The following is a 19,750-nucleotide window of genomic DNA, read 5'->3' as shown; positions in this document are numbered from 1 at the left end:
GTACTATTGAAAAATCAATCCGAAATTATTCGAAGATTTTAGCAACAACACCAGCACCAACTGTACGGCCACCTTCACGGATCGCGAAGCGTAGACCTTCATCCATTGCGATTGGAGCAATTAGCTCAACCGTCATTTGGATGTTGTCACCTGGCATTACCATCTCTACGCCTTCTGGTAGAGTGATGTCGCCTGTTACGTCTGTTGTACGGAAGTAGAACTGTGGACGGTAACCTTTGAAGAATGGAGTATGACGGCCACCTTCATCTTTAGACAATACATACACTTCTGACTCGAACTTCGTGTGAGGAGTGATTGAACCTGGAGCCGCTAGTACTTGACCGCGCTCTACGTCTTCACGCTTAGTACCACGTAGTAGTGCACCAACGTTTTCACCCGCACGACCTTCGTCTAGAAGTTTACGGAACATTTCTACACCAGTACATGTTGTAGTCGTTGTATCTTTGATACCTACGATAGCAACTTCGTCACCTACGTTTAGGATACCACGTTCGATACGACCTGTTACCACTGTACCACGACCTTGAATTGAGAATACATCTTCAATTGGTAGTAGGAATGGTTGGTCTACTGCACGCTCTGGCTCAGGGATGTATGAGTCTAGAGCTTCTGCTAGTTCAACAATCTTATCTTCCCACTCTTTCTCACCGTTAAGTGCGCCTAGAGCAGAACCTTGGATTACTGGTAGATCATCACCTGGGAATTCGTATTCAGAAAGAAGTTCTCGAACTTCCATCTCTACTAATTCTAGTAGTTCTTCATCATCAACCATGTCACATTTGTTCATGAATACGATGATGTAAGGGATACCAACCTGACGACCAAGTAGGATGTGCTCACGAGTTTGTGGCATAGGGCCATCTGTCGCAGCAACTACTAGGATACCGCCGTCCATTTGCGCAGCACCAGTGATCATGTTTTTAACATAATCGGCGTGTCCTGGGCAATCTACGTGTGCGTAGTGACGTGATGGAGTATCGTACTCAACGTGAGACGTTGCGATTGTGATACCGCGCTCACGCTCTTCTGGAGCGTTATCGATTGATGCGAAGTCTTTTGCTTCACCGCCGTACACTTTTGAAAGTGTAGTACAGATAGCAGCAGTTAGAGTTGTTTTACCGTGGTCAACGTGGCCAATAGTACCAACGTTTACGTGCGGTTTCGTACGTTCAAATTTTTCTTTAGACACGATTGTGTTCCTTACCTAGTTATGATTCGCCCCAATCGTTTTTTACAGGGCGCGCCAGAATTTGCTATTTTATGCGTCAACGCGCGTCAACGCAATAGATTCATTATTAAACAGTCACTCATTTATAAAACAAGTCACTCTTTATTAACCACGTTCAGCAATAATTGCATTCGCTACTGCTTTCGGAATTTCAGCATACTCAAAAAATTCCATCGAGTATGAAGCACGTCCTTGAGTAGCAGAACGAAGGTCGGTTGCATAACCGAACATCTGTGATAATGGTACTTGAGCACGAAGGATTTTTAAACCAGCTGGTCCATCATCCATCCCCTCAATGATGCCGCGACGGCGATTTATATCGCCAACAACGTCACCCATCCAATCTTCAGGAGTCGTTATTTCAACTTTCATCATAGGTTCAAGAAGTACTGGTTGTGCTTCCAACGCACCCTTCTTAAACGCCATTGAGCCAGCGATTTTAAACGCCATCTCACTTGAGTCGACATCGTGGTATGAGCCGTCAAACAATGTAGCTTTAATATCCAATACAGGATAGCCAGCAAGAACACCGTTATTCATCTGCTCTTCAATACCTTTCGATACTGAGCTGATATATTCCTTAGGAACAGTACCACCAACGATTTCGTCCACAAATACAAAGCCTTCGCCTTTCTCTGCAGGTTCGATCGTAAGCCACACGTGACCATATTGACCTTTACCGCCAGATTGACGAATGAACTTACCTTCCACATCCGTTTTACCACGGATGGTTTCGCGGTAGGCAACTTGAGGTTTACCTACGTTGCAATCTACACTGAATTCGCGCTTCATTCGATCAACGATAATATCTAGATGAAGTTCACCCATACCAGAAATCAATGTCTGGCCTGTTTCATTATCGGTTTCAACTCGGAAAGACGGATCTTCTGCTGCTAGTTTACCTAGTGCAATACCCATCTTATCCTGGTCGGCAAGCGAACGAGGTTCTACTACAATTTGAATAACCGGCTCAGGGAACTCCATGCGCTCTAAAATGACTTTGGCATTTTGATCACATAGCGTATCACCCGTGGTCACGTCTTTCAGACCTATAGCTGCAGCAATATCACCAGCACGTACTTCTTTAATTTCTTCACGTTTATTTGAATGCATCTGAACAATACGTCCAAAACGTTCACGCTTCTGCTTAACGGAGTTGTAAACGGCATCGCCAGAGTTTACTACGCCAGAATACACACGCATAAAGGTGAGCGTACCTACGAATGGGTCAGTTGCTATTTTAAAGGCCAAAGCAGCAAACGGTTCATTGTCATCTGCATGACGTTCAACTTCATTCTCATCTGCATCAATACCGGTAATAGCCGGAACATCAATAGGAGCAGGTAAATACTCAACAACTGCATCAAGAACAGCTTGTACCCCTTTATTTTTAAAGGCACTACCACATGTAGCAAGCACAATCTCATTCTTAAGAGTTCGAATTCGCAACGCTTGTTTAATTTCAGCTTCAGTTAACTCACCTTCTTCAAGGTATTTTTCCATCAGCTCATCAGTCGCTTCAGCGGCTTCTTCTATTAAATTATTTCGCCATTCTTCTGCTAGCTCTTGCATATCAGCAGGAATATCTTCGTAAGTAAAGCTCGTGCCTTGATCCGCTTCACTCCAATTAATCGCTTTCATTTTAATGAGGTCAATCACCCCTTTAAAATTTTCTTCAGCGCCAATATTTAGTTGAATAGGAACCGGATTCGCACCTAAGCGATCTTTTATCTGGTCAACAACACGTAAAAAATCAGCACCAGCTCGGTCCATTTTGTTAACAAAAACTAGACGAGGAACTTGGTATTTATCTGCTTGACGCCATACGGTTTCAGATTGAGGTTCAACACCGGATGCGCCACAAAAAACCACGACAGCGCCGTCAAGTACACGCAATGAACGTTCTACTTCAATAGTAAAATCAACGTGTCCTGGGGTATCGATAATATTAATGCGATGATTATCATACTGACCTTCCATACCACGCCAGAAGGTTGTTGTTGCAGCAGAGGTAATGGTAATTCCACGTTCCTGCTCTTGCTCCATCCAGTCCATGGTCGCAGCGCCATCGTGCACTTCACCGATTTTGTGAGAAAGGCCTGTATAGAACAGAATACGTTCACTTGTGGTTGTTTTGCCTGCATCAACGTGAGCAACGATACCAATATTTCGGTATAGCTCAATCGGAGTTTTACGAGCCACGATTCTATCCTCTTAAATATAGAGACTATTAGTTGTTTTAAAATATCTGTTTATCTTAACTGCCGCCTATTATTGGGCATGTCAGATAAAAAACTATTTTGAAACAATAATATTTTGAAATAAAAATGTGAAATAAATATTTCGATGTAGAAAATTTAATGCTTGAACAAGAAAAGCACTGCGAAGGACTTCGCAGTGCTTAAAGGTATTATTACCAGCGGTAATGTGCGAACGCTTTGTTCGCGTCTGCCATACGGTGAACGTCTTCACGTTTCTTAACAGCAGTACCTTTGTTCTCTGACGCATCTAGCATTTCAGCAGCTAGGCGTTGAGCCATAGATTTTTCACCACGCTTACGCGCAGCTTCAACTACCCAACGCATAGCAAGAGCGTTACGGCGAACCGGACGAACTTCTACAGGTACTTGGTAAGTTGAACCACCCACACGGCGAGATTTAACTTCTACCGATGGACGAACATTTTCAAGAGCTTCTTCAAATACAGCTAAGTGATCTTTACCAGATTTCTCAGCCATAGTTTCTAGTGCAGTATAAACAATTTTTTCTGCAGTAGATTTCTTTCCGTCAACCATAAGGATGTTGACGAATTTTGCCAGCAATTCAGATTTGAATTTAGGATCTGGTAGGATCTTACGCTGACCAATTACGCGACGACGTGGCATAGGAATTTCTCCGTTGTCTTCTTCAGGTTATCCAAAACTTTTCAGTTTTTTCAAAAATATAAATAATTAATGTTTGGCCTTACTTAACGCTTGTTCGTAAACAGAGAATCATTAAGACTTAGGACGTTTAACACCGTACTTAGAACGACCTTTCTTACGGTCATTAACGCCTGCACAGTCAAGTGCACCACGAACTGTGTGGTAACGCACACCTGGAAGGTCTTTAACACGACCGCCACGGATTAGAACAACTGAGTGCTCTTGAAGGTTATGACCTTCACCGCCGATGTACGAAGTTACTTCGAAACCATTTGTCAAACGTACACGACAAACTTTACGAAGTGCTGAGTTAGGTTTTTTAGGTGTAGTAGTATATACACGAGTACATACACCACGTTTTTGTGGGCACGCTTCTAGTGCTGGCACGTTGCTTTTAACAACTTGCTTTGCACGAGGCTTACGTACCAACTGGTTAATAGTTGCCATTAACTAGCTCCTGATTTGCTGAAATTATGCTTCATGAAAAATCTAACCCTACAATGAGGGACGCAAGATTTTATGCATGGAAGAGAGGTGTGTCAAGGTATTTAGTGATCTTTTACAGATCCTTTATCGCATTTATCCCAACTTGTTGATTCATTTAATACATACATGGATTGGTTCAATTAAGCATTTTTATACATCAACATAGCAACAAGCGCTATTCCTACGCTCAGGGGAAAAATGGTAATAAATAACCGTCCGCATGCCAAAACGACATTGTTCATTTCATTCACTGTGATGTGCAAAAGGAAACAGCATGACTAACTTCTTTATTGCCAAAGACTGCAATAACAAAATAAGTTTATGAAAAGCAACACAAGGAAAATATCAATGTCCAAGTTGCCAACACACATTAGTTATAAAAATGGACTGGGAAAATTTTTATTCTCGGCATTGATTGTCAATATAATGAATACACTGATATATAAAAACAAGCTACATTTAGTGATAGAACCGAAGTTTAATCCCAAGTTAATGACTGAGCCTGCTTCGCAGTCAAATCCACAAAACCTGCAAAGTCTATTACTCTCACTTTATTCAGGCTTGTCGCTTTCTTTGGTAACTTCAGTCCTCTTGCCACAGCGTCCTCTGATAAGCAGAAAACATTCGGATTATCAACTATCAAAGTATGGGATTTATGCTCAGGCAGTGCTGCATAGACCCCGTCTTCCAGTAACAATATATCGTCACTCTCTGTAGAGTACATAAGTGCCTCTACTAGCGACCTAGGATGTTTAATTATATGCAGCATAATGGACCTTAAAATGTCAGCAGTTTATCGCAGCTACTTAATTTTTCTTTTAACTGTTCAATTGGCAGTGGGGTTATATCAAAAACAAACTCGCTATTTCTCAACCCTTGCTCTATCAAAGAGTGCTCGCAAAGATACACATCTTCAATATCATAAAGATCCATCAATTTAAATGCGGGAACATAATCTCTAGAGTAGATATCTGAGGTATTTTGATTCGCGATAAGCTGAGTTACTCCCTCACCAATAAAGAATACCGATATATTATCGCAATAAGCTGAGGCAGCAAGTAATGCGTCTAAACCTTCACGCCCTTTTGCCGATGAATGCGGATGAGAGCGAAAAATAAAACCAAGTTTTTTCAAAACTGCACCACTCGATCTTGTGTTAGCAAGGCTTCAGCTAAACTGCCTAATCCTGTTGGTTCAAAACCGGTCGCTAAATTATCCGCATCACATTGGTGTTGTTTTGCTTCTTGTTTGCCAACAATACCTCGTCGAAGAGCAGCCGCAACACACGTTTCAAGGCGGACATTATGTTTATCAGCTAATTGTTGCCACGCTTTGGTCAAATCAAATTCATCGTTTGCTGGCACAATAAGTTTCGACCCATTCGTTACCCCATTTTGATAAAAAAACACTGAAACCAATGCATGACCTTTTTCAAGCAGAGCAGTGGCAAATGCGTACGCGTTTCTTGCAGATTGACTACCATAAACGCCCCCATTGACCACTAGAGTGTAACGCAAGCTCACTTATCCCCGTCCTCAGTTTTACGCTGACGAATATAGAGATACACCGTATGTTTTGAGATATTTAATCGATCAGCTACGCGATTTATTGCATCTTTAATGTCGAAGATACCTTTATCATATAGTTCTATTACGATTTGTCGGTTTTTAGTGTTATTTGATACAGACTTGTCTGCATTAATATTTTCAATACTTTGCTCAACCGTTTGGTCTACAAGTTCAACCACATCGCTGGCAAAGTTAACCGATGATGCCGCTTCTTTTGCATCTTCCGTTGGCATAAAAGATTGCAGAATATCAGAAAAAGGGGCGTCTAAATTGATGTTGATACAAAGCAAGCCAATCACGCGATTATTACCATTACGGATAGCAATAGTAATAGACTTCATCAATACGCCGCCTTTCGCTCGGGTAAAGTAAGCACGCGAAAAATTACGTTGAGAACCTTCAATATCTTTTAGCATTTTCAATGCTAAATCAGTAATAGGAGAACCAACCCGTCTACCTGTATTTTCGCCATTGGCAATTTTAATCGCAGAAGTATCCAGACTTTCTAAAGAGTGAAGTACTATTTCACAAAATGGGCCGATTAGACCCGCAATCCCATCCACTACGGCTTCATAAGATTTTAAAATTATCAGATCATGCTCGCTAAATGGTTCCACTACCACATGTTCCATTTCTAACAACGCTTCTGCATGAACAACTTCTGAAGTAGTCACAATTTATCGCCTCGTTTAAACTCAACTAATTAATGCAAGTTTATCAGAAATTTTGAATTGCGCACCGTTTTGAGTCAATAACAACCGCTAAGATTAATTATTTTTTTATCAATAAAAAAAGGCTCGAAAAATCGAGCCTTTATTTACACAACCAAAACAATCATTATTCTGTTGTTGTCATTTCTTCTTTTTCCGCTTCTGAAGGCGCGTCAGCCGCTGTTTCTGTAGCTTGTTCTGTTACTGCTTCTGCAGGTTCTTCAACTTCACCGTTATCGATGCTAATTAATTCAACTTCAAAAACGAGAGTTGAGTTTGCAGGAATAGTCGGTGTTTCTTGAGCGCCGTAAGCCAACTCTGGCGGGATCACAAACTTATATTTAGAACCTACAGACATAAGTTGAACCCCTTCGGTCCAGCCTGGAATCACACGGTTGAGTGGGAATGTAGCCGTTTCATCACGATCGTATGAGCTGTCGAATTTAGTCCCATCGATCAAAGTTCCAACATAATGCACTTCTACTGTGTCAGTCTCTGCTGGTTTTTCACCTTCAGATGGTGTCAATACTTGATATAAAAGCCCTGATTCGGTTTTTTGTACGCCGTCTTGTTTTTCAAATTCAGCTCTAAATTCATCACTGACTTTTTGCGCTTCTTCTGCTTCTGCTAAAGCTTTAGCCTGCATTTTTTCATTCACTGTTTGTTGGAATGTTTCCAGCACTGCATGCAATTCTTCATCGGTCATTTTTTCTGTATCAGCAAAAACATCTTCAATACCTTGAAGTACAAGTTCTTTCTGTAAATTAACACCAATCTCAGTAGAACCTTCAATGCTAGATTCTATATTCTTAGCAAAATAAAGACCAAACGCATAAGCGGCCTTTTCTTCTTCTGTTTTAAAGTGAACAGCGCTATCAGCTTCAACTTGTACTTGTTCAACTTGAGGAGCCGCTTCCGCTTTAGGTGTTTCTTCTTTTTGACAACCTACAGCCAACATTACAGTTGCAGCAAGTAGGGACACTTTAAACAAAGGTTTCATTAAATTCTCCAAATTAATAGCTCGAGCTATTTATGTCAGTACGCACTTCTCAATCATTATCAATGAAATGTGCAAAATTAATATGGTATCAATATACTAGGGTTATGCCTGTCGACACAAACTGGATTCTCAATCAGAATGCGAATAATCTCTCATTATATGCTATTGGCTATTGTCATAAGCTTGTTAAATGGTTGTTTTTTTTCTTCCCAAGAAGATAAAAGATGGACAATAGAGCCTAAAGGCAGCACGAGTTTTGCACTAAGTCGAGACGCACACTTTGCTTTACTTTATTCCAAACAACGTCAATTACTCCTTTGGGATCTACAAGAAAATACCGAATTAGCCGCTTTAGGTAAACAAGACCTTGATGGAAACACCGTATCCCACATAAGGATTTCAGACAACAGTCGTTACGCCGTTACCGCAACTCAGCTTAATTTCGCGGTTTGGGATCTATCTTGGACTCAAGCTCAAGGCCTGTGGTCTATCTCTGATGGCTTAATCCGAGACATCGATATATCCAGCAATGGAGAACAAGTGCTGCTTGGTTTGTCCAATGGTAAAGCTATTTACGTCAATTTAGTCAGCGGAAGAAGACTAGAGTTCCTTGCCCATAGAGAAAAAGTCAATACGGTTGCGATGTCGTCCAATGGCAAGTTTGCATTAACAGGCGGCAATGACTACAACGCGTACTTTTGGAATACCGATACTGGACAAGCGTTATATCGTTTTGAGCACAAAGCACGTATTAACCGAGTGGCTTTACAACGAGATGGAAAATACGCACTAACCTCTGATGGTGCAAACGATAGCTTTATTTGGGATTTAAAAACGGGCCAGAAAATATCAGAATTAAAATCGCTTTCAAGGCAATTAGTCTTCTCTTCTGCTCGTTTTTCAGACGATGGACAATTCTTGGTAACGGGATCTCCCAATGGTCGAGTGATGTTATGGGAATCGAGCAGTGGTAAACACCTAGAAAGTTGGGATGTCGAACCATTAAAAGATACTCGCCCTCCGCGTGCAGTCGTGTATGATGCCGCTTTTGATCGTCAAAATAGAATAATATCAGCCACATCAGCTGGTATTGCCCAAGCTTGGAAAATAGAACAATGACAGATAATACTATTGAACAATTACAACAACGTATTGAAGATTTAGAATACAAAGCCGCTTTCCAAGAGCAAACTATTGATGAACTCAATGAAGCACTTAGTCAGCAGCAGTTACTCATTAACAAGATGCAGGACCAAATGAAGTACGTGGTAGGTAAAGTTAAAAATATGGATTCATCCAATATGGCAGATGTGTCTGAAGAAACACCACCGCCACATTATTAATCTTTCAACAAAATGGGTCAGTCAAAACCATTCTATTAAAAATACAATCTATTAAAGCTAGATGCTTGTTGCTAAGTCTCTAGCTTTACCGATTGCTAAGACTTTAACGTCAAGCTTTTTGCTTTAAAGACTAATCATCAACAAAAATAGCGACATTTAGTTGGCCTTGATTATCGATGCTTGCTCGATACATACCTGAACTATTCATTGCATTATGGATATTACCATACTGATCGATTGCGATTAGCCCTCCTTCTCCGCCCATTAATTTTAGATCACCTTGGATAACCATTTCACTCGCGGTATACACATCTTCCTGTAAATATTTCATTCGAGCAGCGACATCTGAAGCTACCATCTTACGCATAAAACATTCGCCCATGCCTGTTGTCGAAACCGCCACATTATTATTTTCTGCAAATGTTCCTGCACCGATAATAGGTGAATCGCCCACTCGTCCATACTTTTTATTAGTTAAACCACCAGTACTGGTTGCCGCGGCAAGGTTACCGTGTTGATCTAATGCAACTGCGCCTACTGTGCCAAACTTTTTATCATCTGGAAATTTAGACTCTGAAAGACCGAAACTGCCACAGGCTTTCATGGTTTGAAGTTGTTCATAACGTCGTTCTGTAAAGAAGTAATCCTGTTCGGTGTAGTCATGCCCATGTTCAAACGCAAACTGCTCTGCACCTTCACTAATTAAAAAAACATGATCGCTTTTTTGCATAACATCACGTGCCAATACTACTGGATTCTTAATATGCTTCACTGCCGCTATCGCGCCCGCATCCATCTCTTTGCCATGCATAACTGAAGCATCCATCTCAACCATTTCTGTATGAGTTAATACCGAACCTTTGCCAGCATTAAAGTGAGGACTGTCTTCTAAAACTTTCACCGCGGCAACCGTGGCATCAAGCGCATCACCACCTTGTTGCAGAATTTTGTATCCTTCACATACTGAAAGCTCCAGAGCGGTTGTGATTTCTTTTTCAAGCTCATTAGTAAGGTTTTGTTTAAGTATGGTTCCAGCGCCACCATGAATGGCGATTGCAAAAGGTAATGTAGACATAACTCATCCTTGATTGACTGAATTTTATTGATAAAAAAACCCTAAGGCATAGCAATTGTGCTCTTAGGGTTTTTATACTTACTTAACAAATCTAACCAAGAAAGTGATTAGTGTGAGCAGCCACAGCCGCCGCCATTACTTTCTTTACCTTTGCCGCCACCGCAGCAGCCTTCTTCTTTGCCTTCACCATGGCCTTCACCGCCACAACAACCACCTTCGTGATCGTGACCATCTTCTTTATGAATATGGCCGTGTTCAATTTCTTCTGCTGTCGCTTCACGCGTGGCCATCACTTCAACGTCAAACGTCAACGTTTGACCTGCAAGCATGTGATTTCCATCAACCACGACTTCATCACCATCCACTTCGGTTACTTCAACAGGAATCGGACCTTGATCGGTATCGGCTAAGAAACGCATACCAACTTCAATTTGATCAACGCCTTGGAAAACATTAGCAGGAACACGTTGAACTAACGCTTCGTTATGTTCACCATAAGCATCATCAGGGCCAATCGTTGCAGAAAATTTATCCCCAGCTTTTTTACCTGCAAGTTCAGCTTCAAGACCAGTAATTAGGTTATTGTGGCCATGCAAATAATCTAAAGGCTTATCAGCGGTTGCTTCATCAACAACTACGCCTTCTTCAAGCTTCACTTGGTATGCTAGGCTCACTACAACGTTCTTTTCAATATTCATGTTTGCTCCAAAGAGAATTGGGGTAGCTGAATTTCCTACCAACCAAGAGTAATTTTAGTGACAATTAGCGCCTATTATGGAGGTAAAATTCTTAAACTAAAACCCTAAGGTTTAAAAAAACCGATCATATCTTGATCTGAATGTTCAGATTGTTCCATCGTTTTAGGCAGTCGTTTATCTAAATGATGACATTCAACACATTCAACCATTTCAATACTATTCTCTACCCACCAACGAAGCGAATCTTGAGCAGCGCATTTTGGGCAACTTGCCCCTGCTATAAATCGTTTCTTCAGTTTCATTCCATTAACCTTGCTTATTTAATTATTTCCAGTGATTGGTCGATTGCTTGTCGGTTTCCATTTCTTGACCGAATATTTCTTCTAGTTCTTTACGGGATTCTTTCGAGCGCAGTGCGAGATCTTTTCCATCTGTGTGTTTAGGCAGCAATTCTTTTAACATTGAATTATCTAACTTTTGAAAATGGTCTTCCGCTCTTTTAGCTTGATACGGATGCATACCCAACTCAATAAGCAACTGTCGACCTAAATCCAAAGCACCTAAAAACGTTTCACGTGAATAATTAGGTACGCCGTGATTTAATAACTGATAGGCTTCCACACGACTCCGTGCGCGCGCTAAGATCTTGAGATGTGGAAAGTGCTGTTGACAAATTTTCACAATGTGTAGGATATCATCAGGGTTATCGGTACAGGCAACCAAAGCTTCAGCTTTATCTGCGCCAGCTGCTCTTAATAAATCCAACTGTGTTGCGTTACCATAAAATACTTTGTAGCCATACTTACGCAACAAATTAATTTGCCCAGCATCGCTTTCAAGCACGGTAATCCGAATTTTGTTGGCATACATAAGTCGTCCAACAACTTGGCCAAAACGACCAAATCCGGCGATAATTACCCTAGGATTTCGGTTCACTACATCTTCTGCATTTATATCTTCATCGTGATTAATTGTGGCAGAAAACCATTTTTTCTGGATAAGTAATAGCAGCGGTGTAGTCACCATAGATAAGCTAACCACCACCAATAAAAATGAGACTAATTCAGGCGCAAGCAAATTTTCTGCTTGAGCGGCGGTAAATAATACAAAGGCAAATTCACCACCTTGACTCAAAATAGCCGCCATTCTACTTCTGGCTTTCGCTTGTGTTCCAAACAAGCGAGCTAAGATATACAGAATGATTCCTTTAATGGCGACTAACGCTACCACGGAGAGTAGAATCTTCATCGGTTCTAAAATGATCAAGCCAAGGTTGACAGACATACCTACTGCAATAAAAAACAACCCGAGTAACAAACCTTTAAATGGCTCTATTGCTACTTCTAGTTCGTGCCGATATTCACTTTCAGCCAACAATACACCAGCCAGAAATGTCCCTAAGGCCATAGATAGACCAAGGCTCTGCATAATTAAGGCAATGCCAATAACCAACAGTAATGCAGTAACGGTAAATAGCTCACGTACGCCACTGGTGACAACATACCGAAACAGTGGGCGCAGTAAAAAATGCCCTCCCCCGAGTAGAACAATGATAGTGCCGAAAGTAATTACCGTGTCTAACCAATCACCATCACCATGACCACCAGCCAGTACCGGTAATATAGCCAACATCGGTATCACAGCTATATCTTGAAAGAGCAACACAGCAAATCCTGATTGACCAGTTTCTGAACCTGCTAAACCTTGTTCTTCAATTACTCGTAATGCGATTGCCGTAGAAGATAAGGCGAGGCCCATCCCTATCACTAAACTGGTTTGCCATGAAAGGTCAAATAAACTAGCAATACTGGCTAGTGCACAGGTGGTTAATACCACTTGTGCGCCACCTAATCCTAAAATGGGACTTCTCATCTGCCATAATTTTTTAGGATTAAGCTCTAAACCAATTAGAAACAGCAATAAAACCACACCAAACTCGGCAAAATGTAAAATCGCATCGACATCACTAATTAATCTAAATCCCCATGGTCCAATCGCCACACCAGCAAGCAGGTAGCCCAATACCGAACCAAGTCCTAATCTTTGTGCTAAAGGAACCGCAATTACTGCCGCGGATAGAAAAATGACGCTACTATGCAAAAAATCACCGCTCATCGCCATCACTGTTCTCCTTGTGATTTTGTTTCAATATATCCTTCGGATTCATTAACCAATGACGGTAAATTTCAGCATGCTCATAACGCTCAACATCGGTAATGTGTCTCGCCCAATGCAACACCATCGGCTCTAACCAGTTCATTCGACACAACCCAGCGGTTAATTCAAACGGTTGTAAAATCTGCTCCATGGGATATTTGTTATAACCTGACGCAGCAAAGGCTTCACGAGCGCCGCCGGTGGTTATGACACTTCGCCAATATTTTCCAGCAAGCTCACAATCATCACCAAAAGCAAAGCCTTTCCCTAATACTCGATCCATCCATTCCTTTAAAAGCGCGGGACAAGAATACATAAATAATGGATGCTGAAAGACAATAATATCGTGGCTCAATAAAAGCTGATGCTCTTTTTGAACATCAATGAAAAAATCTGGATATTGCGCATATAAATCATGAATCGTAACATGTTCCAGATCTTGTATTTTTTTTAGCATCACACTATTGGCAACGGACGCGTGCGGTTCTGGATGAACAAAAATCACCAATATACGTGGTAGAGAGCTCTCTTTTTTCATCATTCCTCGACAATATTCTTGTTCACTTGCTTTTATCATTGGCGCAGTATTTTATCTACTTACAGATAATTTTCTAAATACAATTGCTGTATATAAATTTATCTAACCTGAACGTTGAATGAGAAAGTCTATAATCCTTTTATTTTAAAATATAGAGGTTTAGATTACTCAGAGTTCAAATTATCTAGTAAACGATTTACAGATTCGAGTTGATTTGCCAACATAGTTACACTATATAGATACAATTTACTTACAGTTGACATTTTTCGATAACAAACATCATATCGTAATTTGTATAATGATCGACTTTTATTCTTATAACGCCTACTATTCCTGCGTTTATACTACACCCTATCAATAAGATTTTTATGATTACGTTTTCAGATATTCAATTACTGCGTGGCGGTAAAGCACTTTTAGATAAAGCGACTTCAACCATCCATCCAGGAGATAAAGTCGGTTTAGTTGGGAAAAATGGTTGCGGGAAGTCCACTTTATTCGCTTTATTAAAAGGCGAACTTTCTATTGATGCCGGTAACTTTAGCCAACCTGCTCATTGGGAGCTTGCATGGGTTGCCCAAGAAACGCCTGCTTTAGAACGCAAAGCGCTTGAATACGTGATCGACGGCGATAGAGAATATCGACGTTTAGAGACACAACTTGCTCAGGCAGAACAAGATGATAACGGTACTTTAGTTGCTGAATTGCACGGTAAAATAGAAACCATAGGTGGTTACAGTATTGCAGCCAGAGCATCGGAACTGCTTAACGGCTTAGGTTTTAGTCAGCAACAAATGAGTTGGAACCTTACTCAGTTTTCTGGTGGTTGGCGCATGCGCCTTAACTTGGCTCAAGCATTGTTATGTCGTTCAGATTTACTACTACTTGATGAACCGACCAACCACTTAGATCTTGATGCCGTAATGTGGCTTGAAAAATGGCTGCAAAACTACCCAGGCACCTTGCTCTTGATTTCTCATGATAGAGATTTTCTCGATCCTATCGTGAGTCGAATTATTCATGTAGAAAATCAATTATTAAACGAGTACACCGGTAATTATTCTTCGTTCGAAGGTCAGCGTGCTCAAAAGTTAATATTGCAACAAGCGATGTTTCAAAAACAACAAAAGCAAGTAGAACACATGCAAAGCTACATCGACCGTTTCCGCTATAAAGCATCAAAAGCGAAACAAGCACAAAGTCGTATTAAAGCGTTAGATAAAATGGAGAAAGTGCTTCCTGCTCAACTGGATAATCCATTTAGTTTCGAATTTCGTATCCCTTCGGCGTTACCTAACCCAATCTTGATGATGGATGAAGTCTCCGCAGGCTATGATGATAATCTCATCTTAGAAAAAATTCGTCTAAATTTGGTTCCTGGTAGCCGCATTGGTCTTTTAGGTAGAAATGGGGCAGGTAAATCGACATTAATAAAACTATTATCTGGTGAGTTAGCCCCTCAAGATGGCGATTTAACCTATTCACAAGGTGTTAAAATTGGTTATTTTGCGCAGCACCAATTAGAAACTCTTCATCCTGAAGAGACACCGTTACAACACATGATGCAAATTGCGCCTAAACAAACCGAGCAAGAATTAAGAAATTATTTAGGTAGTTTTGGTTTTCAAGGTGATAAAGCACTGGATAAAGTTGCCCCATTTTCTGGTGGAGAAAAAGCACGTTTAGTTCTAGCTTTAGTTGTTTGGCAAAAACCCAATTTACTTTTACTTGATGAACCAACCAACCACCTTGATCTCGACATGCGTCAAGCCCTCACCTTTGCATTACAAACCTTTGAAGGTGCAATGGTCATCGTTAGTCACGACCGCTACTTACTGCGTGCAACAACGGATGATCTTTACCTTGTTCACGATAGGCAAGTTGCTCCTTTTGATGGCGACTTAACTGACTATTACAAATGGCTTACCGAGCAAAACAAAGCCAATAAAAAAGAAGCAACACAAACTACTTCAAATAAGAACAACAACAACAGCGCCGCGTCAAAAAAAGAACAAAAACGCAAACAAGCTGAATTTCGTAAACAGACCGCACCACTTAGAAAGTCGTTAGAAACACTTGAAAAAAAAATGGATAAACTCGGCACAACTTTGTCTGAGGCGGAACAACAATTATTGGATACCGAACTGTACCAAGCTGAAAACAAAGCTAAACTAAATCAAATATTGGCACTTCAAGCCTCTGCAAAATCCGAGCTTGAGGAGATTGAATTAGAATGGATGACTATCCAAGAGTCACTAGAAGAAATGGAACAGGACGCTATATGACAAAACCCGCTTCTTTTATCACCGTAGAACGATTATGGCAATTTAGTTTGCAATATTACGCCATGCGAGGGGTAAAAGAAGCGTGTCTTTCTCTACAAAACAATTTCGATGGCAACGTTAATTTATTGTTACTGTTGAAGTGTCTTGATGAACAACAACTGACTTTTCATCGCAATGATTGGAGCCAAGTTCAACAGGCACTTCTGCGTACAGAAACACTACTTCTTCACTATCGAAAACTTCGCAAGAAAACCAAATCGCATGTACCTGCAACCTTATATCGAGAATCTTTAGAATTTGAACTATTATTAGAAAAACAACAACAGTCCGATTTAGTTCAATGTATCAATACCTTAGAACTCACTACCAACAACAAAGAACCATTAACATTGGCTTACTGTCGTTCACTTAATGCCGAACACCTTTTTACAGCGACTTTTGCAAAGCATTCCACCAAAACCAGTTCATAAAATCACAGTTAAGTTAGTATCAAACTAACAATTATAAATTTTCACATCATCGATAAACTGATCTCTGTTAGAATCAATGCAGAATCAACTCCACATCAATCGATGACTCACTATTATGACCGAATTTAAAGCTGCTCGTGGATTAAGCAATCCACATATTCAAACCGTCATTCCCCGATTTATTAGAAAAAAACCACTCTTTACCGCTCAATGGCAGACCTTAGACACACTCGATGGCGATTTTCTTGATCTCGCTTGGAGTGAAGACCGAACCACTGATTCAGCAAAAAACAAACCAATATTTGTGCTTTTTCATGGCTTAGAAGGCTGTTTTTACAGCCCATATGCAAATGGACTTATGCACGCTTTCGCGCAACATGGTTGGCTCTCTGTCATGATGCACTTTAGAGGCTGTAGTGGTAGGCCAAACAAGTTGGCCAGAGCATACCATTCAGGAGAAACTGAAGACGCCCGCTTTGTGCTTGAATATTTTCGTAAACTGTTTCCAAATCAACCTATTGTCGCTGTCGGTGTCTCTCTTGGTGGCAATATGTTAGTAAACTATCTGGCAAAATATAGTGACGATCCTATTGTAAAAGCAGCAACTGTAGTCTCTGCACCACTGGATCTCGCGGCATGTTCGTCTCGTATTGAACGAGGATTTTCTAAGATATATCGTAACTATTTATTAAGTTCATTAAAGAAAAACGCGCTGAAAAAACACAACCAATTAAACCAAGCTATTGGGGTATCGGTCGACACCATACACGCGCTGAAAACTCTGCACGGATTCGATGATCTTATCACCGCCCCTCTGCATAATTTTAAAAGTGCTCATGATTATTACCGCCGATGTTCGGGAATGAATGTACTCAATGATGTCACCGTTCCTTTGCAACTAATTCATGCTAAAGATGATCCATTTATGACCGACCAAGTGATCCCCAAGTTTACTCTAAACAAAAACATACATTATCGACTATTTGAACAAGGGGGACATGTGGGTTTTCTAACTGGTTCAATGGCTAATCCTCAATTTTGGTTGGAAGAAACATTGCCAAACTATTATCAAAACATCCACACAGAGGTGTAAAAATCACATGATCATTCCATGGCAAGAGATTGAAACCGACACGCTGGATAATTTAATTAAAGAGTTTGTTCTGAGAGAAGGAACGGATTATGGGCAAAATGAAGTAACGCTCGATGAGAAAGTAGCGCAAGTAAAAGAACAACTTACAGTGGGTGACGCCGTTATCGTGTTTTCAGAATTACATGAAACCGTTGATATAAAACTCAAAGGCGAATTTTAACTGGCAAAAGTAAAGCATTTATTCTTTTTAGATAATCCCATAAACTAGCAAATTACACCGTTTAATCTAATTTAATAACAAGGGATATCATGTCCGCAAAACATCCGGTTATCGCTGTTACAGGTTCATCTGGCGCAGGAACAACGACAACTTCAGAAGCATTTAGAAAAATGTTTAATATGATGAACGTTAGAGCCGCATGGGTTGAAGGAGATAGCTTCCATAAGTTCACTCGTCCAGAAATGGACATCGAAATTCGTAAAGCTAAAGAACAAGGTCGACACATCAGTTATTTTGGCCCAGAAGCAAACGACTTTCCGGCATTAGAGCAATTCTTTAAGAAATATGGAGAAGAAGGCAAAGGACAAGTAAGGCGTTATCTGCACTCCTTTGATGAAGCCGTACCTTATAATCAGATGCCAGGAACCTTTACCCCTTGGCAAGATTTACCCGAAAACAGTGATGTGCTTTTTTATGAAGGCTTACATGGCGCGGTGGTCGATGGTGAGGTGAATGTATCGCAACACGCTGACTTGCTTATCGGTATGGTGCCGATTGTTAATTTAGAATGGATTCAAAAGTTCGTACGCGATACTAGAGATAGAGGACACTCTAGAGAAGCCGTGACCGATTCAATCGTTCGCTCAATGGATGACTATCTAAATTATATTACGCCTCAATTTTCTCGCACACATATTAACTTTCAGCGCGTACCAACGGTTGACACTTCGAACCCTCTTAACGCCAAAGGAATACCCAGTTTAGACGAAAGTTTTGTGGTTATTCGTTTACGTGGCATGAAAAATGTCGATTTTCCTTATCTGTTGGCCATGATTGATGGCTCATTTGTTTCACGCCACAATACACTCGTTGTTCCAGGTGGCAAGATGAGTTTTGCTATGGAATTAATTATTAGACCCGTGCTTCAGCAGTTAATCGAAACAGGCAAAATAGGTTAATTTATACACAACTTGCGGCTTTGTTTGTTATACCGTGATGACGTGCACATTTTTGCGTATAAAATAGGGATTTGAGAGCGATCAAAATCAAGAAATCACCTGAAAAAAAGGATACTATTCTTAACAGACATACATATGTAGCTTGCAGCTTTGATTAAGAAATCCTATGCTAACGTCACCGAAATATAGGGACGTGGCAAAGGAACGCTGCTTAAGTAGGCCCTGCAGATAATAGTGAGATAATTATGGTTCTAGGTAAACCTCAAACCGATCCGACGTTAGAGTGGTTTCTTTCACACTGTCATATTCATAAATATCCATCAAAGAGTACGCTTATCCACGCGGGTGAAAAAGCGGAAACTCTGTATTACATTGTGAAAGGCTCTGTGGCTGTGCTTATCAAGGATGAAGAAGGTAAAGAGATGATTCTTTCTTACCTTAACCAAGGTGACTTCATCGGTGAGCTAGGCCTTTTTGAAGAAGACCAAGAACGTACCGCATGGGTACGAGCTAAATCACCTTGTGAAGTTGCTGAAATTTCGTTTAAGAAATTCCGTCAGCTTATTCAAGTTAACCCAGATATTTTGATGCGTCTTTCGTCTCAAATGGCAAGTCGTCTACAAACGACAAGCCAAAAAGTAGGCGATTTGGCCTTCTTAGATGTGACTGGTCGTATTGCTCAAACACTTCTTAATTTAGCAAAACAACCTGATGCAATGACTCACCCTGATGGGATGCAGATCAAAATTACTCGTCAAGAGATTGGACAAATTGTTGGCTGTTCACGTGAGACAGTTGGACGTATTTTAAAAATGCTTGAAGAGCAGAACTTAATTTCTGCACACGGTAAAACTATCGTTGTTTACGGTACTCGCTAACGTTCATTCGTTAATACGGAACCGTCTATAAAAAACAAACTAAAAAAGCAGCGGAAACGCTGCTTTTTTTTTCGATAAAATTAGAATAGCTTTTATGT

The 19,750-nt window shown here is 40.6% G+C and carries 22 protein-coding genes; 8 read left to right on the top strand and 14 right to left on the bottom strand.

Features of this window, described 5'->3' with window-relative positions:
- Positions 1 to 25: 25 nt before the first annotated feature.
- From tuf to fkpA, 9 genes are all read right to left on the bottom strand, one after another.
- Entirely contained in the window at positions 26 to 1,210 is a 1,185-nt protein-coding gene (gene tuf, locus ACLKML_RS13245) for an elongation factor Tu (RefSeq protein WP_413285609.1), read from the bottom strand.
- A gap of 144 nt (positions 1,211 to 1,354) precedes the next feature.
- Positions 1,355 to 3,451 (bottom strand): elongation factor G, encoded by a 2,097-nt coding sequence (fusA, locus tag ACLKML_RS13240; protein ID WP_413285701.1) that lies wholly within the window; start codon positions 3,449 to 3,451, stop codon positions 1,355 to 1,357.
- Positions 3,452 to 3,662: 211 nt separating this feature from the next.
- On the bottom strand, positions 3,663 to 4,133 hold the full coding sequence (rpsG, locus tag ACLKML_RS13235; protein ID WP_102471084.1) for a 30S ribosomal protein S7: 471 nt from the start codon (positions 4,131 to 4,133) through the stop codon (positions 3,663 to 3,665).
- 111 nt (positions 4,134 to 4,244) lie between these two features.
- The gene (rpsL, locus tag ACLKML_RS13230; protein WP_005417208.1) at positions 4,245 to 4,619 is read right to left on the bottom strand and encodes a 30S ribosomal protein S12; all 375 of its coding nucleotides are present in this window, start codon (positions 4,617 to 4,619) and stop codon (positions 4,245 to 4,247) included.
- A 517-nt stretch (positions 4,620 to 5,136) separates the two neighbouring features.
- The gene (tusB, locus tag ACLKML_RS13225; protein WP_413285700.1) at positions 5,137 to 5,427 is read right to left on the bottom strand and encodes a sulfurtransferase complex subunit TusB; all 291 of its coding nucleotides are present in this window, start codon (positions 5,425 to 5,427) and stop codon (positions 5,137 to 5,139) included.
- 8 nt (positions 5,428 to 5,435) lie between these two features.
- Positions 5,436 to 5,792 carry a sulfurtransferase complex subunit TusC gene (tusC, locus tag ACLKML_RS13220; RefSeq protein ID WP_413285699.1) on the bottom strand — a complete coding sequence of 119 codons (357 nt, stop codon included), beginning with the start codon at positions 5,790 to 5,792 and terminating at the stop codon, positions 5,436 to 5,438.
- Positions 5,789 to 6,181 carry a sulfurtransferase complex subunit TusD gene (gene tusD, locus ACLKML_RS13215; protein ID WP_413285698.1) on the bottom strand — a complete coding sequence of 131 codons (393 nt, stop codon included), beginning with the start codon at positions 6,179 to 6,181 and terminating at the stop codon, positions 5,789 to 5,791. Before tusD ends, tusC begins: the two co-directional genes overlap by 4 nt.
- The gene (locus ACLKML_RS13210; protein WP_317717867.1) at positions 6,178 to 6,900 is read right to left on the bottom strand and encodes a transcriptional regulator; all 723 of its coding nucleotides are present in this window, start codon (positions 6,898 to 6,900) and stop codon (positions 6,178 to 6,180) included. The genes tusD and ACLKML_RS13210 overlap by 4 nt, the downstream gene beginning before the upstream one ends.
- 163 nt (positions 6,901 to 7,063) lie before the next feature.
- Positions 7,064 to 7,936 carry an FKBP-type peptidyl-prolyl cis-trans isomerase gene (gene fkpA / locus ACLKML_RS13205; RefSeq protein WP_413285697.1) on the bottom strand — a complete coding sequence of 291 codons (873 nt, stop codon included), beginning with the start codon at positions 7,934 to 7,936 and terminating at the stop codon, positions 7,064 to 7,066.
- Positions 7,937 to 8,074: 138 nt separating this feature from the next.
- On the opposite strand from fkpA, the gene ACLKML_RS13200 reads away from it, so the two are divergent.
- Positions 8,075 to 9,055 carry a WD40 repeat domain-containing protein gene (locus tag ACLKML_RS13200; RefSeq protein ID WP_413285696.1) on the top strand — a complete coding sequence of 327 codons (981 nt, stop codon included), beginning with the start codon at positions 8,075 to 8,077 and terminating at the stop codon, positions 9,053 to 9,055.
- On the top strand, positions 9,052 to 9,279 hold the full coding sequence (locus ACLKML_RS13195; protein ID WP_413285695.1) for a SlyX family protein: 228 nt from the start codon (positions 9,052 to 9,054) through the stop codon (positions 9,277 to 9,279). The genes ACLKML_RS13200 and ACLKML_RS13195 overlap by 4 nt, the downstream gene beginning before the upstream one ends.
- Before the next feature lie 130 nt (positions 9,280 to 9,409).
- Here ACLKML_RS13195 and ACLKML_RS13190 read toward each other — a convergent pair whose 3' ends face one another.
- From ACLKML_RS13190 to kefG, 5 genes are all read right to left on the bottom strand, one after another.
- On the bottom strand, positions 9,410 to 10,354 hold the full coding sequence (locus ACLKML_RS13190; protein WP_413285694.1) for an isoaspartyl peptidase/L-asparaginase family protein: 945 nt from the start codon (positions 10,352 to 10,354) through the stop codon (positions 9,410 to 9,412).
- A 107-nt stretch (positions 10,355 to 10,461) separates the two neighbouring features.
- A complete protein-coding gene (gene slyD / locus ACLKML_RS13185) occupies positions 10,462 to 11,052 on the bottom strand; it encodes a peptidylprolyl isomerase (protein WP_317717872.1) in 591 nt (196 codons plus the stop codon).
- A 104-nt stretch (positions 11,053 to 11,156) separates the two neighbouring features.
- The gene (locus ACLKML_RS13180; protein ID WP_317717873.1) at positions 11,157 to 11,354 is read right to left on the bottom strand and encodes a YheV family putative zinc ribbon protein; all 198 of its coding nucleotides are present in this window, start codon (positions 11,352 to 11,354) and stop codon (positions 11,157 to 11,159) included.
- Between the two features lie 22 nt (positions 11,355 to 11,376).
- On the bottom strand, positions 11,377 to 13,173 hold the full coding sequence (gene kefB / locus ACLKML_RS13175; protein ID WP_413285693.1) for a glutathione-regulated potassium-efflux system protein KefB: 1,797 nt from the start codon (positions 13,171 to 13,173) through the stop codon (positions 11,377 to 11,379).
- Positions 13,157 to 13,750 (bottom strand): glutathione-regulated potassium-efflux system ancillary protein KefG, encoded by a 594-nt coding sequence (gene kefG / locus ACLKML_RS13170; RefSeq protein WP_413285881.1) that lies wholly within the window; start codon positions 13,748 to 13,750, stop codon positions 13,157 to 13,159. Before kefG ends, kefB begins: the two co-directional genes overlap by 17 nt.
- Before the next feature lie 365 nt (positions 13,751 to 14,115).
- Between kefG and ACLKML_RS13165 the strand changes: the two genes are divergently transcribed.
- From ACLKML_RS13165 to crp, 6 genes are all read left to right on the top strand, one after another.
- Positions 14,116 to 16,032 carry an ABC transporter ATP-binding protein gene (locus tag ACLKML_RS13165; protein WP_413285692.1) on the top strand — a complete coding sequence of 639 codons (1,917 nt, stop codon included), beginning with the start codon at positions 14,116 to 14,118 and terminating at the stop codon, positions 16,030 to 16,032.
- On the top strand, positions 16,029 to 16,502 hold the full coding sequence (locus tag ACLKML_RS13160) for a TIGR02444 family protein (RefSeq protein ID WP_413285691.1): 474 nt from the start codon (positions 16,029 to 16,031) through the stop codon (positions 16,500 to 16,502). The genes ACLKML_RS13165 and ACLKML_RS13160 overlap by 4 nt, the downstream gene beginning before the upstream one ends.
- Before the next feature lie 115 nt (positions 16,503 to 16,617).
- Complete coding sequence (locus tag ACLKML_RS13155; protein ID WP_413285690.1) at positions 16,618 to 17,595, top strand: hydrolase; 978 nt, start codon at positions 16,618 to 16,620, stop codon at positions 17,593 to 17,595.
- A gap of 7 nt (positions 17,596 to 17,602) precedes the next feature.
- Positions 17,603 to 17,815, top strand: coding sequence for a YheU family protein (locus tag ACLKML_RS13150; protein WP_413285689.1), 213 nt, complete (start codon positions 17,603 to 17,605; stop codon positions 17,813 to 17,815).
- A gap of 89 nt (positions 17,816 to 17,904) precedes the next feature.
- Positions 17,905 to 18,774: a phosphoribulokinase gene (locus ACLKML_RS13145; RefSeq protein ID WP_413285688.1), complete on the top strand. Its 870-nt coding sequence runs from the start codon at positions 17,905 to 17,907 to the stop codon at positions 18,772 to 18,774.
- Between the two features lie 245 nt (positions 18,775 to 19,019).
- Positions 19,020 to 19,652 carry a cAMP-activated global transcriptional regulator CRP gene (gene crp, locus ACLKML_RS13140; RefSeq protein WP_272132783.1) on the top strand — a complete coding sequence of 211 codons (633 nt, stop codon included), beginning with the start codon at positions 19,020 to 19,022 and terminating at the stop codon, positions 19,650 to 19,652.
- Positions 19,653 to 19,750 lie beyond the last annotated feature (98 nt).

The sequence above is a fragment of the Vibrio sp. MA40-2 genome, from assembly GCF_047302445.1.
Taxonomy (GTDB): domain Bacteria; phylum Pseudomonadota; class Gammaproteobacteria; order Enterobacterales; family Vibrionaceae; genus Vibrio.
Note: the sequence above shows the minus strand (reverse complement) of the source record. Positions and strands in the feature narration are given on the sequence as shown.